Here is a 16533-nt window from a genome sequence, read left to right on the forward strand (position 1 = left end):
TCTTACCTTTGGAAACATCAATACCTACTGCGTTCATAATAAATACATCTCCTGAATTGAAATTGTAATCGGGCAAACCACACTTTACTCATTACCTATTCAATCTGTTTGGTGACACGAACGCACATACTGTGGCTCAACCTGCATAAAACGAACGCTATAATGAAAGCATGGATGACAGTCTTAGATGCGGGCACTCTGTCCCAAGGGGATTATCGTCATTCCAATTACTGCTTTCATTATAGCTTAAGTAACAAGTACGTGTAAATCCTTACCGGTGTGCAAGGTTTTACCCGTCAATTATATTGTAACAGGGGATTATATCAAAATAGTGCCGGGCTTTTCAATTTAAAATAGGAAGATATTTATTCAGTAAATTTGAATGCTTGCTAGTCGCTTGTTGGATTAATTATTTCAATATGGTCTCTTTGTTCTGTGGACATAACAATAGTGATTCGCTTGATAAACATTAAGTAATATGAAGTGATTTGTTGGGGCCTTTGTGCAATGCATAGAACTTAAATGATTATGTTGAAAGTTATTGACATTATTGCACAATTCGTTTATAATAAATTTATCATATGATAGAAACTATATTGCGATATAGCAAAAAAATTGTTAATGTTGTATAATTTAAAAGAGGTGATTAACATAGACATTAAAGGTTGGGATTTTATTACGGTGATCGATATCAATACCGTAAATGAAGAGCTTGCCAAAAACAGTGATTTGCTTATCACAGATTTCAAGTACGAAAAAGACGGACTATCTATTATCGGTAAGATAGATTCTTGGAAAATCGTTTCCGGCGGCTCTGACAAAGTTATAAGATTTGAGTGTGAGTTTTCAAGCTGTTCTGTTACTATAACAAATAAAAATGGAGTAACAACAACTTATTCTGTTCATGGTATAATACCCGAATTGGAAATGCAGCTATCATTTCTTAACGATAACAACTTTAAGACACAACTGAAATTAAACCTACTTGTAGTTGGTTCATGTATCGGCGATACTACAGATGGCGCTGTAACTATAGTTTCACCAGATATCACAGGTAAGGTTAATACGCAGGATACTCCGGAATTATGGGGATTGCTAAACACTAATCTGCCAAAGGGATTTATTGAGAATAAAGATCAGCTACAGTACATTTTCGCCAGTATAAGCAACAGTCTCGATCCTTCTGTATCTTGGATGACACCTGTAAAGTATACTTATGCTTATAAAGAACGCAGCGATAACAATGGTGGTTATCTTTCTATCTTCTGCATGACTTCTGACAAGGATATTCCGGGAACTGGGCTTGACAGCAGCTTGCTTGATGACGATCATTCCATATTCTATTTTATAAGTTCTGAGCTATTTATGAAAAATATAATGCTTCCCGCAATAACCAATTCGTTTAAAGGAACTTGCACATCCGATTATAACTGTGATACGAATGGCAAGATAACACTTTGTGACGGAAAAACCATAAACTGTGATGCTGTAACCTACGGCCTTATAGATTATTATCCTGTTCTGAACAAGCTTACAGCTGTACTGGAAAACGATCATATCCTAATGGACACTTCGGGAAAATTTGACGTTACAGGACTTTTGAATGCCTATGTTGACATAAGTGCTGGATCAAAACTCGAAAGTACTTTCAATCAAGATACACAGGAGTTTTGCATTACTACTGTAAGTCATTCCAGCGATTATGACAAACATATCCCTTGGTACGATTATGTTTTTGCAGCTGTTGCAGGAGCTATTATCGCATTGATAGTTGATGGTATTATTTATTTTGTTACTGACAGTATATCAAATTCAGTCAAAGCGAGCATAGAAACTCAAGGCAATTTCATATCTGGAATACCGGATGTAATTTCATGGCTCGACAAAAATGACCTCAAGGTACAGGTTGCAGACCTTGCACAAGTACTATATTTAAAAATATAATCGATAATAAAAGCATACGGCTTTTATATATAAAAAAATTACAAAGGAGTAGAGAATTATGAGTTCATCGATCGATCTTTTTGGCTGGGACACAACGTTTGCTATTACTTATTCACAACTGAATAAGGTTATCGAAAAACAAAAAACCACACCCACATCCTTCAGCAAAGAGAGAGTTAATGCAAAGGGTGCGACAGTTGGTAAGATAGAGGGCAATTGGTCTGACTGGTCTATCACAACTAACGGAGACGGCAAAAATATAACAATGAAATGCCCTATCACTAATGGAAACTATTATGATGCTTACAACGATGAAAACAATCCTCTGGACAATACTTGGATAATAATCGAACTAAAGCTGTTTTTCGACAAACAGGATAAATTTGCTTTTAATGATGCAACCGCTGAAGAGAATATCGGTACACCATATAACCTTATAGTATCATCCAATAGCAGTAGTCCTGAAGATCCTGTAATCAGTATACAAAGCCACAATTTTGACTTTTCAAAATCTTCGTCAGACCCGGATACCGCAGAATCTATATGTATAGGACTATTTAATGATTGGTTCACAGAACATATAAGCGATTTCCGCCAGATATTTGCTTATTTTATACTTAATGCAAAGGCTTCACAAGGTGATTTCCAATGGCTGAAGCCAACAAAAATGGAGTATGCGACTTCTTCGACTGACGAACTCAACACTTCCGTTTTCGGTGTACTATGCATGACTCAAGGAAGACCTATAGGAATCGATACTCACAGCATAGATGCAAGAATCTTTAATGAAGCTAGTAAAGGTCTACCCGAAGGTTCCCCAAAAATCGAAAGTGTATTTTCTATATCCGGAGAAAGATTTACAGATAAATGGCTATTACCGGGCTGTATAGCTGTTCATCTTGGAACATCATTTGATGATTATATTGTTGCTCACAACGGACTTAGTTATGAAAACAAAAATACTATAAATTGTACAGGCCTTATAGATTCTAAAGGAAATGAGGTAACAGCTTCTGTAGAACCTGGACACTTCGTGGTATCATTGTTCCAAGACTGCATAAAAATGCAATTTGATGACCTTACCTGGGACGATGGTTGCGGTATAACTGTTCATGTTGATTACAGCGAACAATATAAAATAGCTTTGAAATCGGGCACAGATTCAAACGGAAAAGAATACAAAAATGTTCTTACGGTGGAAGCTGATGGAAAACCAACGCTTAATGTAAATTTCGAAAGATCAACGTTCAGAAAATGGTTTGATATTGGAATTGAAATAGCTTTCTCAATCATTGGTGCAATGGTTGGTGCTGCAGCAGGCAGTTTTCTTGAGGGCTTTATAAAGGACGGCGCACAAACTGCTGCGAAGACAGCTGAAGAACTTGCGATTCAAGAATGTTCAGAAATTGCTGTAATGGATTTATCAGAAACACTGGGAGAAGCCATAGAAGCAACAAGTGCAGAAACACTGGCAGCTGTTGAAAAGAGTGCTATTGAAACTGCAGCGGAAGATATCATAGCTGCAGCTACAATGGAAGCAGAAGGAGCGACTGGAACAGATATACTAGCAGCTATAGCAGGAAAGTGTAGAAATATCGGTACATATTTTAAAACTAATAAGTGGAAGATAGCAGGATCGATAATAGGGGCAGGTATCGGCGCAAGTATCGGTATGCTCCCAAAGATTCTGGAAGCTATAAACGAGGATAGATTCTCAGAATTGCCCACTATGGATACCATAGCTGCAAATGCAGTTGGTGCAATTAAATGGCCCGAATCCTCAGGATTTGAGTTGAAAACTGCTAATCTAGCAGGTGCACTCTTACTGGGTGGTACACTTATCGAGGAAAACAGCAATGAATAATACGTCTACATTGAACTGGGATACAGTTTTTGCTGTACCGATAACTTCTGTTAACAAGGCAATCAAAGACATGAAAAGCAGTCCGTCTTCTTTCAGCTACTCCAGCGAAAAAAGCTCAATAAGTGGTAATTATAGCGATTGGGCGATAACCACAGGCGGTGACGGCGGTAATATTTATATGGTTATACCAATAACTGATCTATGCGGTATTTGTTCATTCGGAAAATTTTCATGTTCATCTCTTAAAGTTATTGCTGAAGTAAAACTGGAATTTATCCATAGTGATGAGGGAGATGACTATTATGACCTTGTAGTGAAATCATCAGATGGCACTTCAGAGAATCCCATAATATCAATTAAAAATATAATTCCAGATGAAGCATTCACCGGAGATGCAGTCGAGATGGTCGGTGAGGAAACGGTAATATCAGTATTCAGCGCATTTATTGACGCATGCCTTACTGCTAATCTTTACGAATTTGCTCACGTTTTTGCCACAGTAAATCTCAACGATTACATCGACAAATACGATCAATGGGCATGGTGTAAACCATCATTTGTAGACTATGCATACAGCGAGTGTGAGAATGATAAGTCAAAATCTATGCTGGGAGTACTATGCATGACAGGCGGAAGAACAGCTACCGCTGCTCAGCTGCAGCAGATAGATCCGTTTGTGATCCCAGAAAAAAGCAATGCTGGTTATCTTGTCTCCCCAGCCAGATTACTGCTTGATCTGATGTTGCCTGCCTTCCCTATATACTGGAAAAACGCTAAAATCGATGATTTTGAACTAATTGAAAAAGCAAGCACGGATACAGGCAAGTATCAGTACGTACTTGCACTGAAAGAAAACAAATCTATACGACTTGACGATGTACAAAACAATGGGACTTCATACACTCCATATATAAAGGAGTTATCCATTGATTTTGATGGGACAGACTTAATATTCAACTCATATACTGAAACAGATGTCGGTATGGGCGTGACGGCATGGTGCAGAGCAACGCATTATTATACAATTGAACTTTCAGAAAACCAAAACGGTCAAACACTTATTTACAAAGAAATTAAGCCAGCCGAAACTTCAAACGGCACATATTCTTCCGCTGCTACAATGATTGAAGAAGCGTTAATATTACTTGCCAGTGTTGTTATTACAATTATATTAGGTTTAGTTACTGACGGTGTGGGTTTCTTTGTTGGAAGTGTAATAATTGGATGTCTTACCGGTATCGCACTCACAGCTCCTGAAATGATAGATCTTGTGAATTCCGATACTTCACCTTCAATAGACTTGATGATAAACAATTTATCAAATCCAATAAGGTGGAATGCTTCTGATGTATTCAGACTAGACTATGCAGGAATAAACAATGGTCTTCAACTAGGTGGTGACCTTTTACTTTAAATGCAACCAAACGTTCATTGGAATTATTCACTTTTTGAGGGAAAGGACATATTGTTCTTTCCCTCTTTATTTTAATCGATTATGACGAAGAAAATGACAAATGGGACGCCATGTACTATAATAAAGAAGACGAATGAGCATTCAATATTACGGATATGAATGGCAAGCCGATAATTGCTGTCACCGCTCCTCCAAATTGTCATCCAAAAGTGAACGTATCCTGTCAAGGACAGCTACCGTATTTTGTCCATGAAAAGCATCGAAAAAAACAAACTGACTGATCAGGCATCTGTATAACGCAAATGCCTGATTTTTCCTTTTTCGTCTCGCACTTTGCCCAACTTCGAACTTGTTTTTTGCCATTATGCTCAAATTTTATGTTATAAATTCAAATTATATTAATACAAACTTGACATAATAGTTAAATTATGATAAAATAAATACATGAACGGAATGTTAAATATCCAAAAAAGGAGTTGAAAAAATCCATGCGGAATCGTTATTATCAGATAGATAGAGAGATCGACAGACATGGTATAACTGCGCCCCTTTTCAATTTAATACTATACTGATAGACGCGTACTCTTGGGGATAAGTGTTTTCCAAAAGGGTGCGCTTTTTAATAGGAGGTAGATCATTATGAATGAAAAACAAGGCATAACACTAACAAAAAAACAGCTGGTCGTAATGGCAGCGGTGATCGTACTGCTTATAGCGGGAGGGATCGTGCTGGGGATAAATCTGAGCAGAAAAAGCTCGGATAAAATGGGTGATACAACGCCCACACAGCAGGATACCACTTCAAAAGCAAAAATCATCGAGCTTGATGAAAATGCTGGCGAGTACACAGGCGAAAAGCCCAAGGACGAGGGCGGTGCTGCCGAGGGCATAAAGATACCCGGCTATCCGAGTATCAGCATAGCCAAGGACACTCAGGACGTCACAATGGCGCTGTTGAACCCAGAGGGCAACCCCTGCTATTTCAAGTTCGTTATAGCCCTTAAAGATACCGATGAAACTATCTTTGAGTCGAAATACGTTCAGCCTGGTGACTGCATCTACGATGTTCACCTGACAAAGTCCCTTGCAGCGGGCGAATATCCCGCGGTGATAAAAATATCGACAATATCCCTCGACGGTGAAACACCTCTCAACGGTGCTAACGTCGAGACGGTACTGATAGCTAAGTAAAGGAGTTGATAAAATGCAGGTTAAAAGAAAGAAGTTCATAGCCATGCTTTGTGCGGCGGCTGTGATGACTACCTCGGCAGGAGGATTGTCGCTTGACAACGGAGGACTGTTTGATACGGCGGTGACGGCGAGTGCGGAGGCAGCACAATACAAGCTTTCAGTAAGATTTACTCCCTCGGGTGATGCAAATAATTGGGAAAAAGCCTATTGTCATTACTGGGAAGATAATGAAGATGGAGGCTTTATAAATGGACACACAACAGCTTGGCCAGGTATCGAGATGTCAAAGGACGGCAGTGATTGGGTGCTGGAAACTACATCAGAATGGAACCCGACAGGTATTATTTTTGACAATGGTGCTTCATGGAATGATGGAGGTATGCAGACCATTGATCTACCTTTCTATTACATTAACGGTGATGCGATATACTTTAATGAATTGACCTATAACGACGGTTCTTTTGGTGAGTACACAGCTACTTCCACACCTTTTATCGCAGTCTCTGACATATCCCTCTCCCCCAACGAAAAAACTTTAACCGTGGGCGAATCATTTGCGCTGACTGCAACAATCTCTCCCAACGATGCTACGGACAAGACGATCAAGTGGACTTCAAACAATGATAGCGTTAAGCTCTATTCCAACGAAGACTGCACCGATGAGGTCGGTACGGACGCTACATCAACATTTACCGTTTATGCAAAGTGTATCAGCGCTGGTAATGCAACAGTTACCGCGACGAGCAACGTTGACAGCACCAAGTCGGCAAGCTGTGATGTTACGGTAAATGAAGCCCCAAAGACACCGGATATCACTGTAAGTCCTAATTCCAACATTGTATATGACGGTGAAAAGCTGGATATCAGTGATTTTACATTTGACGGTGAAGACGCTTCGCTGATAAATAGTAGCAATACAACAATTACCATTGAAGGTGATTATATCTTAGTTACAGGGGGTACATTAGTAGCGGGTAATTATTTCAGAGGTCCTGGAACATATACAAGAATTAGCGGTACCAAAGGTTTTGCTTCTAATTCTACCACTTACTATACAGGTAGCCAAATAAATGTTGATGCAAGCGGAACTGTTAAACTCGGTAGTAGGAATCTTGGCTCAATAACATCCAGTCAAGCATGGAGAGTTTCAAACGTTGGCTGGTCTGGAGGAGCCCGTGTTACCAGATTGACAAAAGTTAATTTATCTACTGTTCCGAAGTACGACCTGATAAGTGCAGGCAGGCACGTTGCAATTATTACAATTGATGTGGGAGATGATAATTACAAGCCACTGACACTAACAACGACGCTCAATATCGAAAAGGCAGATTCCAACGCTGAGGTAAGCCTCGAAAGCTGGAATTACGGAGAACCTGCTTATGAGCCGTCCTTGACAGGCGAAACATGGGGCGGCACTGTTACTTATGAGTATAAGAAAAAAGGCGCTGATGACAGTACCTATTCTACTGATGTTCCGACAGAAATCGGAGAATATACGATCAGAGCTACTATTGCCGATACAGCAAACAGCAGAGGTATACAAGTAACAGATGACTTTGCTATCACCCAAACTTTGCCAGCCTACACCGTAACTATCCCCGCAACAGTTGACCTCGGCGGTGCACCTGCTACGGTCAGCATAGACAGCATGGAAAATATACCAACCGGAAAATCTGTGCGTGTTACGATAGCGGGCGATACAGATGGCAATTTCACGGTGGAACAAGCCGATGATAAGCTGAGCTATACTATCACAGGCACAAGACCGAGTCACCTTAATGCCGAGCCGGATGATACCACACAGCTGGATGTAAAGGACAGTGACGAGATACTCCACGTTGACGGTGCGGACGATACAGGCAATCCGCGCTATATCGAACTTAAATTCAACGAGCCCAATCAGGAGCCCAAATATGCGGGCGATTACACAGGTACAGTTACGTTTAACGTATCACTATCATGATCTAGGAGGGAATGAACTATGAAAAACACAAAAAGATTTATCGCAGGCGTGATAACACTCACAATGGTATCTGCAATGGCACCTATAAACGCCTTTGCAACTGAGAACATCAAGACCATTGATGCGAACACCTCTTCTAACAGCACCGATGTAAAATACAGCGTTGACCCAAGCTACACTGTGGTCATCCCCGCAAGCATCACACTTTCGGATACTGCCGCGACAAGCGCATCTATCTCGGTGGATGAAACTGCAAAACCTTTCAAGCTGGCTAAGGGTCAGAAGCTTTCAGTAAAGATAGCAAACGAGGATACCAACGATTTCAAGGTAACTAACGCTGACGACTCCCTCGACTACACTGTAACCGCAGGTTCGGAAACTCTTGCAAAGGGCAGTACAGCCGCGGAATTCTCCAATGATGACAAGACCGACAAGACCCTGACTTTCTCGAAGATGGACAGCACGCTTGCAAAGTACGCGGGCGATTATACAGGTACGCTGACGTTTGATATCGCGGTGGAGGACCCGCCGACTGCGCCTAAGTATGCCGATAAAGTAAAGGAATGCGAAAAGAACGGAAATGGAAACTGGAAAATTTCTTCTTTCTATGATGGGACAAACCTAAATATCACAATAATTACTAAGGAAGAAGCAATGGCACTTGCAGAATATCTTGGCGGCGGTGATATTTGCGTCGTTTATGAGCCAAATGGAACGGCATATGCGCGTGAAGTGGATGCTGCTGGAAATGTTTCTGGTATTACTTTATCTCTAACTAATACTTACGGAGTGCCACTCTATTATGTTCCGGCAGATAATAGCTAATTAAAGGGAGGAAACCACAATGAAAAAACTGATAAGCGGCATGACCGCATTTACAATTGCAAGTATGATGACAGTTACAGCTTTTGCAGAAGCAGCCATCAGTAATACGACCATCACCCCTAAAGGCGGCGACCCTTTTGACGTGAACCCTACCCCCGAAACGGCGGGCGCGACGGTCGAATTTAACGTTGACCCAACCTACACCGTGACAATACCAGCAAGCTTCGAGCTTACAGGCGAATACGGACAACAATATTCGGGCAGCGGCACCATTCAGACCGGAAAGGTATTCCTGAATGAGGGCGAAAAGATAGTTGTCACCCTGACAAGCACAAGCAAGTTCAATATGTCCCACGAGGGTGCAGGCGAGTATAAGCTCCCCTACACCGCCGAGGGAAGTTTTGGCAAGCTGACAAACAAGGAAACAGGCGGCAAGGTAGCCGAATTTCCCACCTCGACCGAACCCGCAAGTGCCGGTATCTCTTTCACCACCGATGAGACACCCACATTCGCAGGCAAGTACACCGACCCCGTAGTATTCGGAATTTCTATTGAAAAGGAGCCGTCATAATGAAAGCAAGAAGATTTATAGCAGGATTATCCGCACTCACCATCGCAGGCGTTATGACAATGACAGCTTTTGCGGAGGAGAATACCGTAACAAATGAAGACACTCTTCCTGCCGAAAACAGCACTACCGTAAACTACCTGGCAGCCCCGAAATTTACAGTTACTATACCTCGCAGCGTTACTCTTGACACGGCAGACGTTACCGATTCTATCAAGGTCGAGGGTGAGACAGAGGGTTCGACTCCTTTTCTCCAGTCGGGTTCAACGGTAACAGTTAAGCTGGCTGACGCAAGGAACGGGATCAGCGGCAAAAAGCTGACCGTTAAGGCAAACGATGTTGCAAGTGCCAACTATACTCTGGTGGGCAAAAACGGTGCGGCAGGCAAGGACGACGTTGTGGCTGAGTTTGATTATGACCCTACCAAGACCGCCGCTGATTACACTCAGGATATAACCTTTACTGCCCCGACCGGTTACAAGTACGCAGGCACATATACCGACAAGCTTACATTTACTATTTCGGTATCGAATATGGAGGATTTTGCGATATACGACAAGAACAGTGAAGGCATAGCAGACGGCATTATCCTCAAACCCGGTCAGAAGATCATCACAAAGGGTACATCTCGGACCCTGCGTTTCGATATTGACACAACAGTGGATTATTATAATGACGGTTCAGAGGTATATATAAACGGTTATCAAGAGAGCGGTATTGAACGCTTCTACATCAACTCCAAAGGCGAGTTCATCTGCGTCAATAATGGTGTCCACAGCAAATTTATTCCCAACGAGGGCAAGCAGTTCAAGATAAGCTACAACGCAAACGATAATAAGTGGGACATTGAGCAGGTATAGGGAGGGAAAAGAAATGAAAAGAATAATATCAGCAATAGCAGCCCTGACACTGGCTGGTATGATGAGCATTACAGCATTTGCATCTGCTAACACCAACTTTAATTATATCACAGAGGAAGAACTGCTCCCCGCTGATGCAGGCACAAATGTCAAGTTCAGCGTTGACCCTATGTATACCGTGACTATCCCCTCAAAGGTGACGCTTGATACAGCTGATGTTACTAAAACTATCAAGGTAGAAGGCAGTGAAGAAGGAACCATACCCATGCTGCCGACAGGCGGAAGCGTAGTTGTATCCCTTACCGATGCCGAGAACGGATTTGACGGCACAAATCTTACCGTTAAGGCAAGCGACACCGCAAAAGCGACCTACACTGTAGTTGGTAAAAACGGCGTGGCAGGAAAGGACGACGTGGTGGCAGAGTTTGCTTTCGATCCCGATCAGAACGCTGATTATTACACTCAGGACGTGACCTTTACTGCGCCGCAGGGAGTTGTATATGCAGGCAACTATACCGACCTGCTGACCTTTACGGTGGCTGTTCAGAGCATGGGAGTAAATGTAAGTATTATTGATTATGATCCCATAGCAGAAGAAATGGTGGACACTGGCGATACTATCACGATTCCCGCAACATCTGGTCTGACATGGCAGGAAGTTGCAGAATTTATTCCCGACGAAAAATTCTGGGACGCTGTAAATGAGGCTTATGAGCAAAAGACCGATACCTATCCCGCAGACACCCTGTACTGGAATATAAATCAGATAAACGGTGTAAGCTACTACATGGGCGATAAGCTGTATATTTTGTATTACCTTGATGAAGCAACAGATGATTTAGAAAATTTACAATTTGTAAAACCGACCGATGAGATATCCGATACCATACAGTATTTTGCTTTAAGCATATTTGATAATTTGGGATAATAATGGGAGGAGATAATATGAAAAAACTGATAAGCGGACTTTCCGCACTTGCAATACTGGCAATGCCTGTTACGGCATTCGCAGAACCCACCACGATAAACGAGACAAGCGACCCGCAGTCGGCTAATGCGGTCATCACCACCGAGATAGCACCTGCATACATCGTGACTATCCCCCTCGATACCAAGGTGACATTCAATACCGAGAATACAGATTTCGGCACCATCGAACTTACAAAGGCACAGCTCGACCCCGGCAAGGCGGTAAAAGTATCCCTGGTCACCGACAGCAAGATGGAGAACAAGGCTGACGAGGAAAAGACCCTTGCATACACCATTTTCGAGGGAACAAGCGATGCCGTTACCGAAAAGGTATTCACTTCCGCAGAATACACCGCAGTAGGTGATAAAACAGACCTTACCATAAATATCACCGCGGAAGACTGGCAGACCGCATACGCAGGTGAGTACAGTGACACCGTGACATTCAATGTTGAATACACTGATGCAGTACCCGAATCATAAGGAGTTGATCGCATGAAAAAATATGCAGTATTCCTGATTTGTCTTTCCATGCTGACCTGCACCGCCATACCAGCCTTCGCTGAGGGCGAGCAAAACCCGACCACAGGAGAAGCGACCATAGGAACAGAAGTCCCCGAGACCCACGATCTCAAACTGACGATCACAGGTGATGTCGATGTAAAGGTCAACGGTGTGGACGGTAAGGAGTTCACAGTTGAACGACTTTCCGAACCTGTTCTCGAGATCAAGGCTAATGACGGTGAGAAGATCATCAAGGTCGTGCTGAACGGCGAAGATGTCACCGATCAGGTGGTAGACGGCAAACTGAAACTGCCAAGCGTATATGAGGACGGCGTGTATGATCTGTCCATTGAAACAGAACCGATATCCGATTCCTCAAGCAGATCCGAAAGCAGTTCACAAAAGGCTGAAACTGTTTCAGCATACAGCACTCAGCCAAACGCAAGCAACGCTAACCCCGCAACAGGTGTTGCAGGAGGAGTATCTCTGGGCACAGCTATCCTGCTTGCCGCTATAGGGATCGCAAGACAAAAAGGCAGCAAAGACGAAGAGTAATACGATCTATGATACAGACCTGACAAGCTATTTGGCTGTCAGGTCTGTTTTTTATGTCTATAATATCATTCTGCAAATAAACACCGTCATATATGAAAATCATAGCACAAAAGACCCTGACAAAATATCTGAGCGTATCCCATGTGGAAGTGCTATCGTAATTTGTCACAAGGGTCGGGTGTTCAAGTTTCAGTCTTCTTACGATCGCAGCACCGAATACTACTACGAGGGTTTTATTTGAATTGAGGAGAGACTAAATAATAAAACCGGAAAGGGAAAACGACTATGAAGTACAGTAAAGAATTCAAAGAAGAAGTATTAAAGCTATCAGACGAGATCGGGCTGAAAAAGGCTGCTCAGCAGCTAGGTATCCAGTATTATACGCTGTCAGATTGGCGCTCAAAGCGAAACGCTGCTGCCAAAGCTAAGAAATATCAGATGACTGATGATGAAGCAAAGCTGCGTATTACAGAGCTTGAGCGTGAAAATGCCGAGCTTCGCAAAGCAAATGACATTCTCAAGGATGCACTCGGTTTTTTCGCAAAAGACCGGAAGAAGTAAAGACAAGCGAACGACACCTGTTTGTCAACGAATTTCGTCACAAATATGGTGCCAAAGCAATATGCAGATTTCTGAAAATTAGCGAATCAGGCTATTATCGCTGGCTCAGGAATCAGGGCAAGCCCAAGCATAGGCTTCTTTCTGTATTTCTGTATAGCACTTCTGATAGAAACGAGCCGCCAATTGTCTATATTATAATCTTTCGGAAGGGGAGTGGGTTCATCAAATTCATCAAGCACAGCTTCTTTATTAGGCTTGGTAGCATCTTTTGGTATAGAAACCAAAACTCCGACTTCATGAGGAAGATCATTTAATTCTTCATGCAAAAGTTCTTTGTATGTCTGCATGGTCATCACTAAATAATTGTATTCACAAAAGTAATTCTGACCAAAGCCTGATTTAAAATCAGCTTTACAGGACTTTACCTCATACCCTTTAAAAATCCCTTTTTCTATTCCATCTATACTAAGTTGGTTAACCGGAACAAATTCCATATAATCTATCCTTCGGATATCATCGGTTCCGTAATCTACAACAACTTCTTTTCCCCAGTATTTACCAATGCCTGTGAATTTTTCTTTTTCAAGTAAACGACTGAGAAAATCTGTTATTTGTTTTCTGTTACTCATTATTTTATCATTCCTTTTCTGGATTTAAATTTTTGGTTTTCATAGTAATTATAGAAGAATATTGAGTTTGGTAAAAATTCTATATACTAAATCTGGACAAAATTCTATTAATGCGGTATACTTTAGATAAAAGAAGTTTGTGAATAAGGATAATACGATAGAAATAGCAGATGGGCGATAGCATATGATTACTAATATAATAATTATTCTATAAATGATATTATATTTGTATGAAAATGAATAAACAAGGAATAATATCTGGTTGTTTTCTAAACACGCCTGCATTTTATTTAAGAAAATAGCATTTCGTGTATAAACACTTTTCAAATAAGTAATTTTATGATAAAATATAAACTGGAAATTGAAGTTAATACCGATGATTAATTCGTAACGAAAATTTGTCCAAGTGACAACTTAATTGCTTAATTCATTTGAACATATTGTTGTTGTGAATAATCCTTCAGACGGATTTTCTTACATATCATCAACATGATAGTTTCTGTTTATGAAAGCGCGCGATTTCGGTAAACAGTATGCTATAAAGATTATATCATTTTCGATATAATTATATAATAAAACTCCAAAATAGAATCACTTATACTTGCGTATCAAATCTGATTATTAGCGCGGTATATTTTAGATTTTGGATGATTAATTGGAAAGAAGGATAAAAAATGAAACTTAAAAGAATTGCATTCGTTGTTTCTCTTGCTATGTGTGCTACCATAGTTTCATCTGTAGTAGCTTACGCAGCTGAAGGAACTGTGTCCGATGGTAATGTTTATCTTGATGGTTGGGTAACCGGTGTAGAGGGACCTAATGTTATTACGGACAAAGTATGGTACAATGGCTATTTATATGGCTCCGATGCACGTACTATAGATAAGAAAGGCTCAGAAGTGTATGTTGAACCAGGCACAGATACTAAAACACTCAGTAAAAAGTATCTGTATGATACTAGACGTTCTGTATCAGGTAATAAGGTTTCGTGCGGCTATGGTGGATCAGAAGCAAGAATGACAATTCACTGTGGAAGCAGTGAATCAACAATTTCCGAAGCTTTCGATTAAGCTAACTTTCGATTGAGCTAACTGTGAGATGACATTGTAATAATATTCGCAATGTCATCTCATTTTTATATTGTTATTTATAGGTGATAAAATGAAAGAAAAATCTATAATTAAACGTTTGGGGTTAAGTGAAATTATATTCATAATAGGGTTAGTAATATCATCATTTGTCTTGATCAATACGATTGATATAACAAGCAAAATTGAAAAAGAAAATCAAAGTATCAATAATTATTCTGAGAGCATACAGTATCGACTAAAGTATAATGGTAAGGAGAAGCCTTCACAAGATGAAATCTATACTCTTGTTAATAATATTATAAATTGCTTAGAGGATTTAGATTGTAACACAAGTATATGCAAGGTCGGGGTTTGTGTGAACAATCAAATTGATGATATGTTCCCCGAAATTGTAATTAATACTAACGATGATTATAAATTACAGCTTACAGATACCAATACTTCTAATCCGAATGAGTATCAGCTTGTGGTTGGAGAAAGTGTTATAGAATTATCTGAAGATCATGTAGGCAAATCGCTTAATGTTGCTGGTATTGATGTTCCGATACAAGGAGTCTACAAAAATAATAACGCTGCGGGAATTGACTATTCTATTACATTTATGTATAATGAATGCGGAAAAGATTTAAAACAATATCTAAATAATCAGATATGTAATACATTCTCATCATTTAGTATTGTAGTAAAATTATATAGTGATAATTCAATCGATACTGCGAAAAGTAAATTTACTACAGAAATGAAGAATTTTTCAGTAGATTGCCAAACGTATAAACAACAATATGGTGGCAGCGATTACCAAAATTATTGGTATCGTTTCTATAATAAAATATTTATTACAGTTTGTTTGGTATTTTCGTTATTCACTTGCTTTAGCCTATCATTCCTTTGGATTTCAAGCAGAAGAAAAGAGATGGCTATCAGAAAAGCCTTTGGTTACAATAACTTTGTTATTTTTGAATTATTGATAAAAGACATAGTTAAACTTTCTATACCCGCAATTATCGCTTCAATGGTCTTAGAAGCTGTATATTGCTTGGTGTTTGGTAATCTTTCGTTTTTTGATAAATATTTTATTATTAAGTTCTGCGGCATATTTATTGGCACGATCCTGATAGGAGTCTTATGTGCTATAAATTTAATGAGCGAGGTGTCAAAAATAACCCCTGTCTCTGTAATTAGAGAGGAAAAATAAATATGATATTTAGATTTGCTATTGATTCGATCATTAATTATCTTCGACAATCATTTATGACCACGCTTTTATTAATAATCAGTATAATGTTAATTATTTTTTCTACGATGATCCGAGTTGGTCATGATTACGTATACAGATCAGTCGATGAATTTTTCAGTAATGGCGCAGATAATACCGTTATTTTAAGAATAGAGCTTCCTGTAACCAAACAAATCAAGGGGTTGCAAAAAAGAACACCTCAGTGTAGAATGTAAATACTGACGATGCGAAAGTTAGTAATACAAACTACAGAAAGGTGTCCTCTATATGTATTATACACAAAATGAAAAGATTTTGCAAGTAGGAGAAGAAAAAATAATTGTCGGGATCGATGTAGGCAGCGAAAAGCACTATGCCA

15 protein-coding genes are annotated in these 16533 nt (G+C 40.2%); 14 read left to right on the forward strand and 1 reads right to left on the reverse strand.

Annotated elements, in window-relative coordinates; genetic code table 11:
* Nucleotides 1-621: 621 nt before the first annotated feature.
* From BM265_RS17975 to BM265_RS18035, 12 genes are all read left to right on the forward strand, one after another.
* On the forward strand, nucleotides 622-1944 hold the full coding sequence (locus tag BM265_RS17975) for a TULIP family P47-like protein (protein ID WP_074963335.1): 1323 nt from the start codon (nucleotides 622-624) through the stop codon (nucleotides 1942-1944).
* A gap of 58 nt (nucleotides 1945-2002) precedes the next feature.
* Nucleotides 2003-3808, forward strand: a complete 1806-nt coding sequence (locus tag BM265_RS17980) for a TULIP family P47-like protein (protein ID WP_074963336.1) — start codon at nucleotides 2003-2005, stop codon at nucleotides 3806-3808.
* Nucleotides 3801-5222 carry a TULIP family P47-like protein gene (locus BM265_RS17985; protein WP_074963337.1) on the forward strand — a complete coding sequence of 474 codons (1422 nt, stop codon included), beginning with the start codon at nucleotides 3801-3803 and terminating at the stop codon, nucleotides 5220-5222. The genes BM265_RS17980 and BM265_RS17985 overlap by 8 nt, the downstream gene beginning before the upstream one ends.
* A 639-nt stretch (nucleotides 5223-5861) precedes the next feature.
* Nucleotides 5862-6413, forward strand: a complete 552-nt coding sequence (locus tag BM265_RS17990; protein WP_074963338.1) for a hypothetical protein — start codon at nucleotides 5862-5864, stop codon at nucleotides 6411-6413.
* A gap of 13 nt (nucleotides 6414-6426) precedes the next feature.
* On the forward strand, nucleotides 6427-8376 hold the full coding sequence (locus BM265_RS17995; RefSeq protein ID WP_074963339.1) for an Ig-like domain-containing protein: 1950 nt from the start codon (nucleotides 6427-6429) through the stop codon (nucleotides 8374-8376).
* 18 nt (nucleotides 8377-8394) lie between these two features.
* Nucleotides 8395-9201, forward strand: coding sequence for a hypothetical protein (locus BM265_RS18000; protein ID WP_074963340.1), 807 nt, complete (start codon nucleotides 8395-8397; stop codon nucleotides 9199-9201).
* Nucleotides 9202-9220: 19 nt separating this feature from the next.
* A complete protein-coding gene (locus BM265_RS18005) occupies nucleotides 9221-9772 on the forward strand; it encodes a hypothetical protein (RefSeq protein ID WP_074963341.1) in 552 nt (183 codons plus the stop codon).
* Nucleotides 9772-10629 carry a hypothetical protein gene (locus BM265_RS18010; protein ID WP_074963342.1) on the forward strand — a complete coding sequence of 286 codons (858 nt, stop codon included), beginning with the start codon at nucleotides 9772-9774 and terminating at the stop codon, nucleotides 10627-10629. Before BM265_RS18005 ends, BM265_RS18010 begins: the two co-directional genes overlap by 1 nt.
* A 13-nt stretch (nucleotides 10630-10642) precedes the next feature.
* Nucleotides 10643-11557: a hypothetical protein gene (locus tag BM265_RS18015; RefSeq protein ID WP_074963343.1), complete on the forward strand. Its 915-nt coding sequence runs from the start codon at nucleotides 10643-10645 to the stop codon at nucleotides 11555-11557.
* 17 nt (nucleotides 11558-11574) lie between these two features.
* The gene (locus tag BM265_RS18020; RefSeq protein WP_074963344.1) at nucleotides 11575-12081 is read left to right on the forward strand and encodes a hypothetical protein; all 507 of its coding nucleotides are present in this window, start codon (nucleotides 11575-11577) and stop codon (nucleotides 12079-12081) included.
* Between the two features lie 12 nt (nucleotides 12082-12093).
* Nucleotides 12094-12657, forward strand: a complete 564-nt coding sequence (locus BM265_RS18025; RefSeq protein ID WP_074963345.1) for a hypothetical protein — start codon at nucleotides 12094-12096, stop codon at nucleotides 12655-12657.
* A 285-nt stretch (nucleotides 12658-12942) separates the two neighbouring features.
* Complete coding sequence (locus BM265_RS18035; RefSeq protein WP_074963347.1) at nucleotides 12943-13218, forward strand: transposase; 276 nt, start codon at nucleotides 12943-12945, stop codon at nucleotides 13216-13218.
* 86 nt (nucleotides 13219-13304) lie between these two features.
* Here the strand turns inward: BM265_RS18035 and BM265_RS18040 are convergent, their stop codons facing one another.
* Entirely contained in the window at nucleotides 13305-13847 is a 543-nt protein-coding gene (locus tag BM265_RS18040) for a hypothetical protein (protein ID WP_074963348.1), read from the reverse strand.
* 674 nt (nucleotides 13848-14521) lie between these two features.
* Between BM265_RS18040 and BM265_RS18045 the strand changes: the two genes are divergently transcribed.
* Complete coding sequence (locus BM265_RS18045; protein ID WP_074963349.1) at nucleotides 14522-14917, forward strand: hypothetical protein; 396 nt, start codon at nucleotides 14522-14524, stop codon at nucleotides 14915-14917.
* Between the two features lie 91 nt (nucleotides 14918-15008).
* Entirely contained in the window at nucleotides 15009-16133 is a 1125-nt protein-coding gene (locus BM265_RS18050) for an FtsX-like permease family protein (protein ID WP_074963350.1), read from the forward strand.
* The last annotated feature ends 400 nt before the right edge of the window (nucleotides 16134-16533 follow it).

Origin of the sequence: Hominimerdicola alba (assembly GCF_900112155.1) — a bacterium.
Lineage (GTDB): Bacteria > Bacillota > Clostridia > Oscillospirales > Ruminococcaceae > Hominimerdicola > Hominimerdicola alba_D.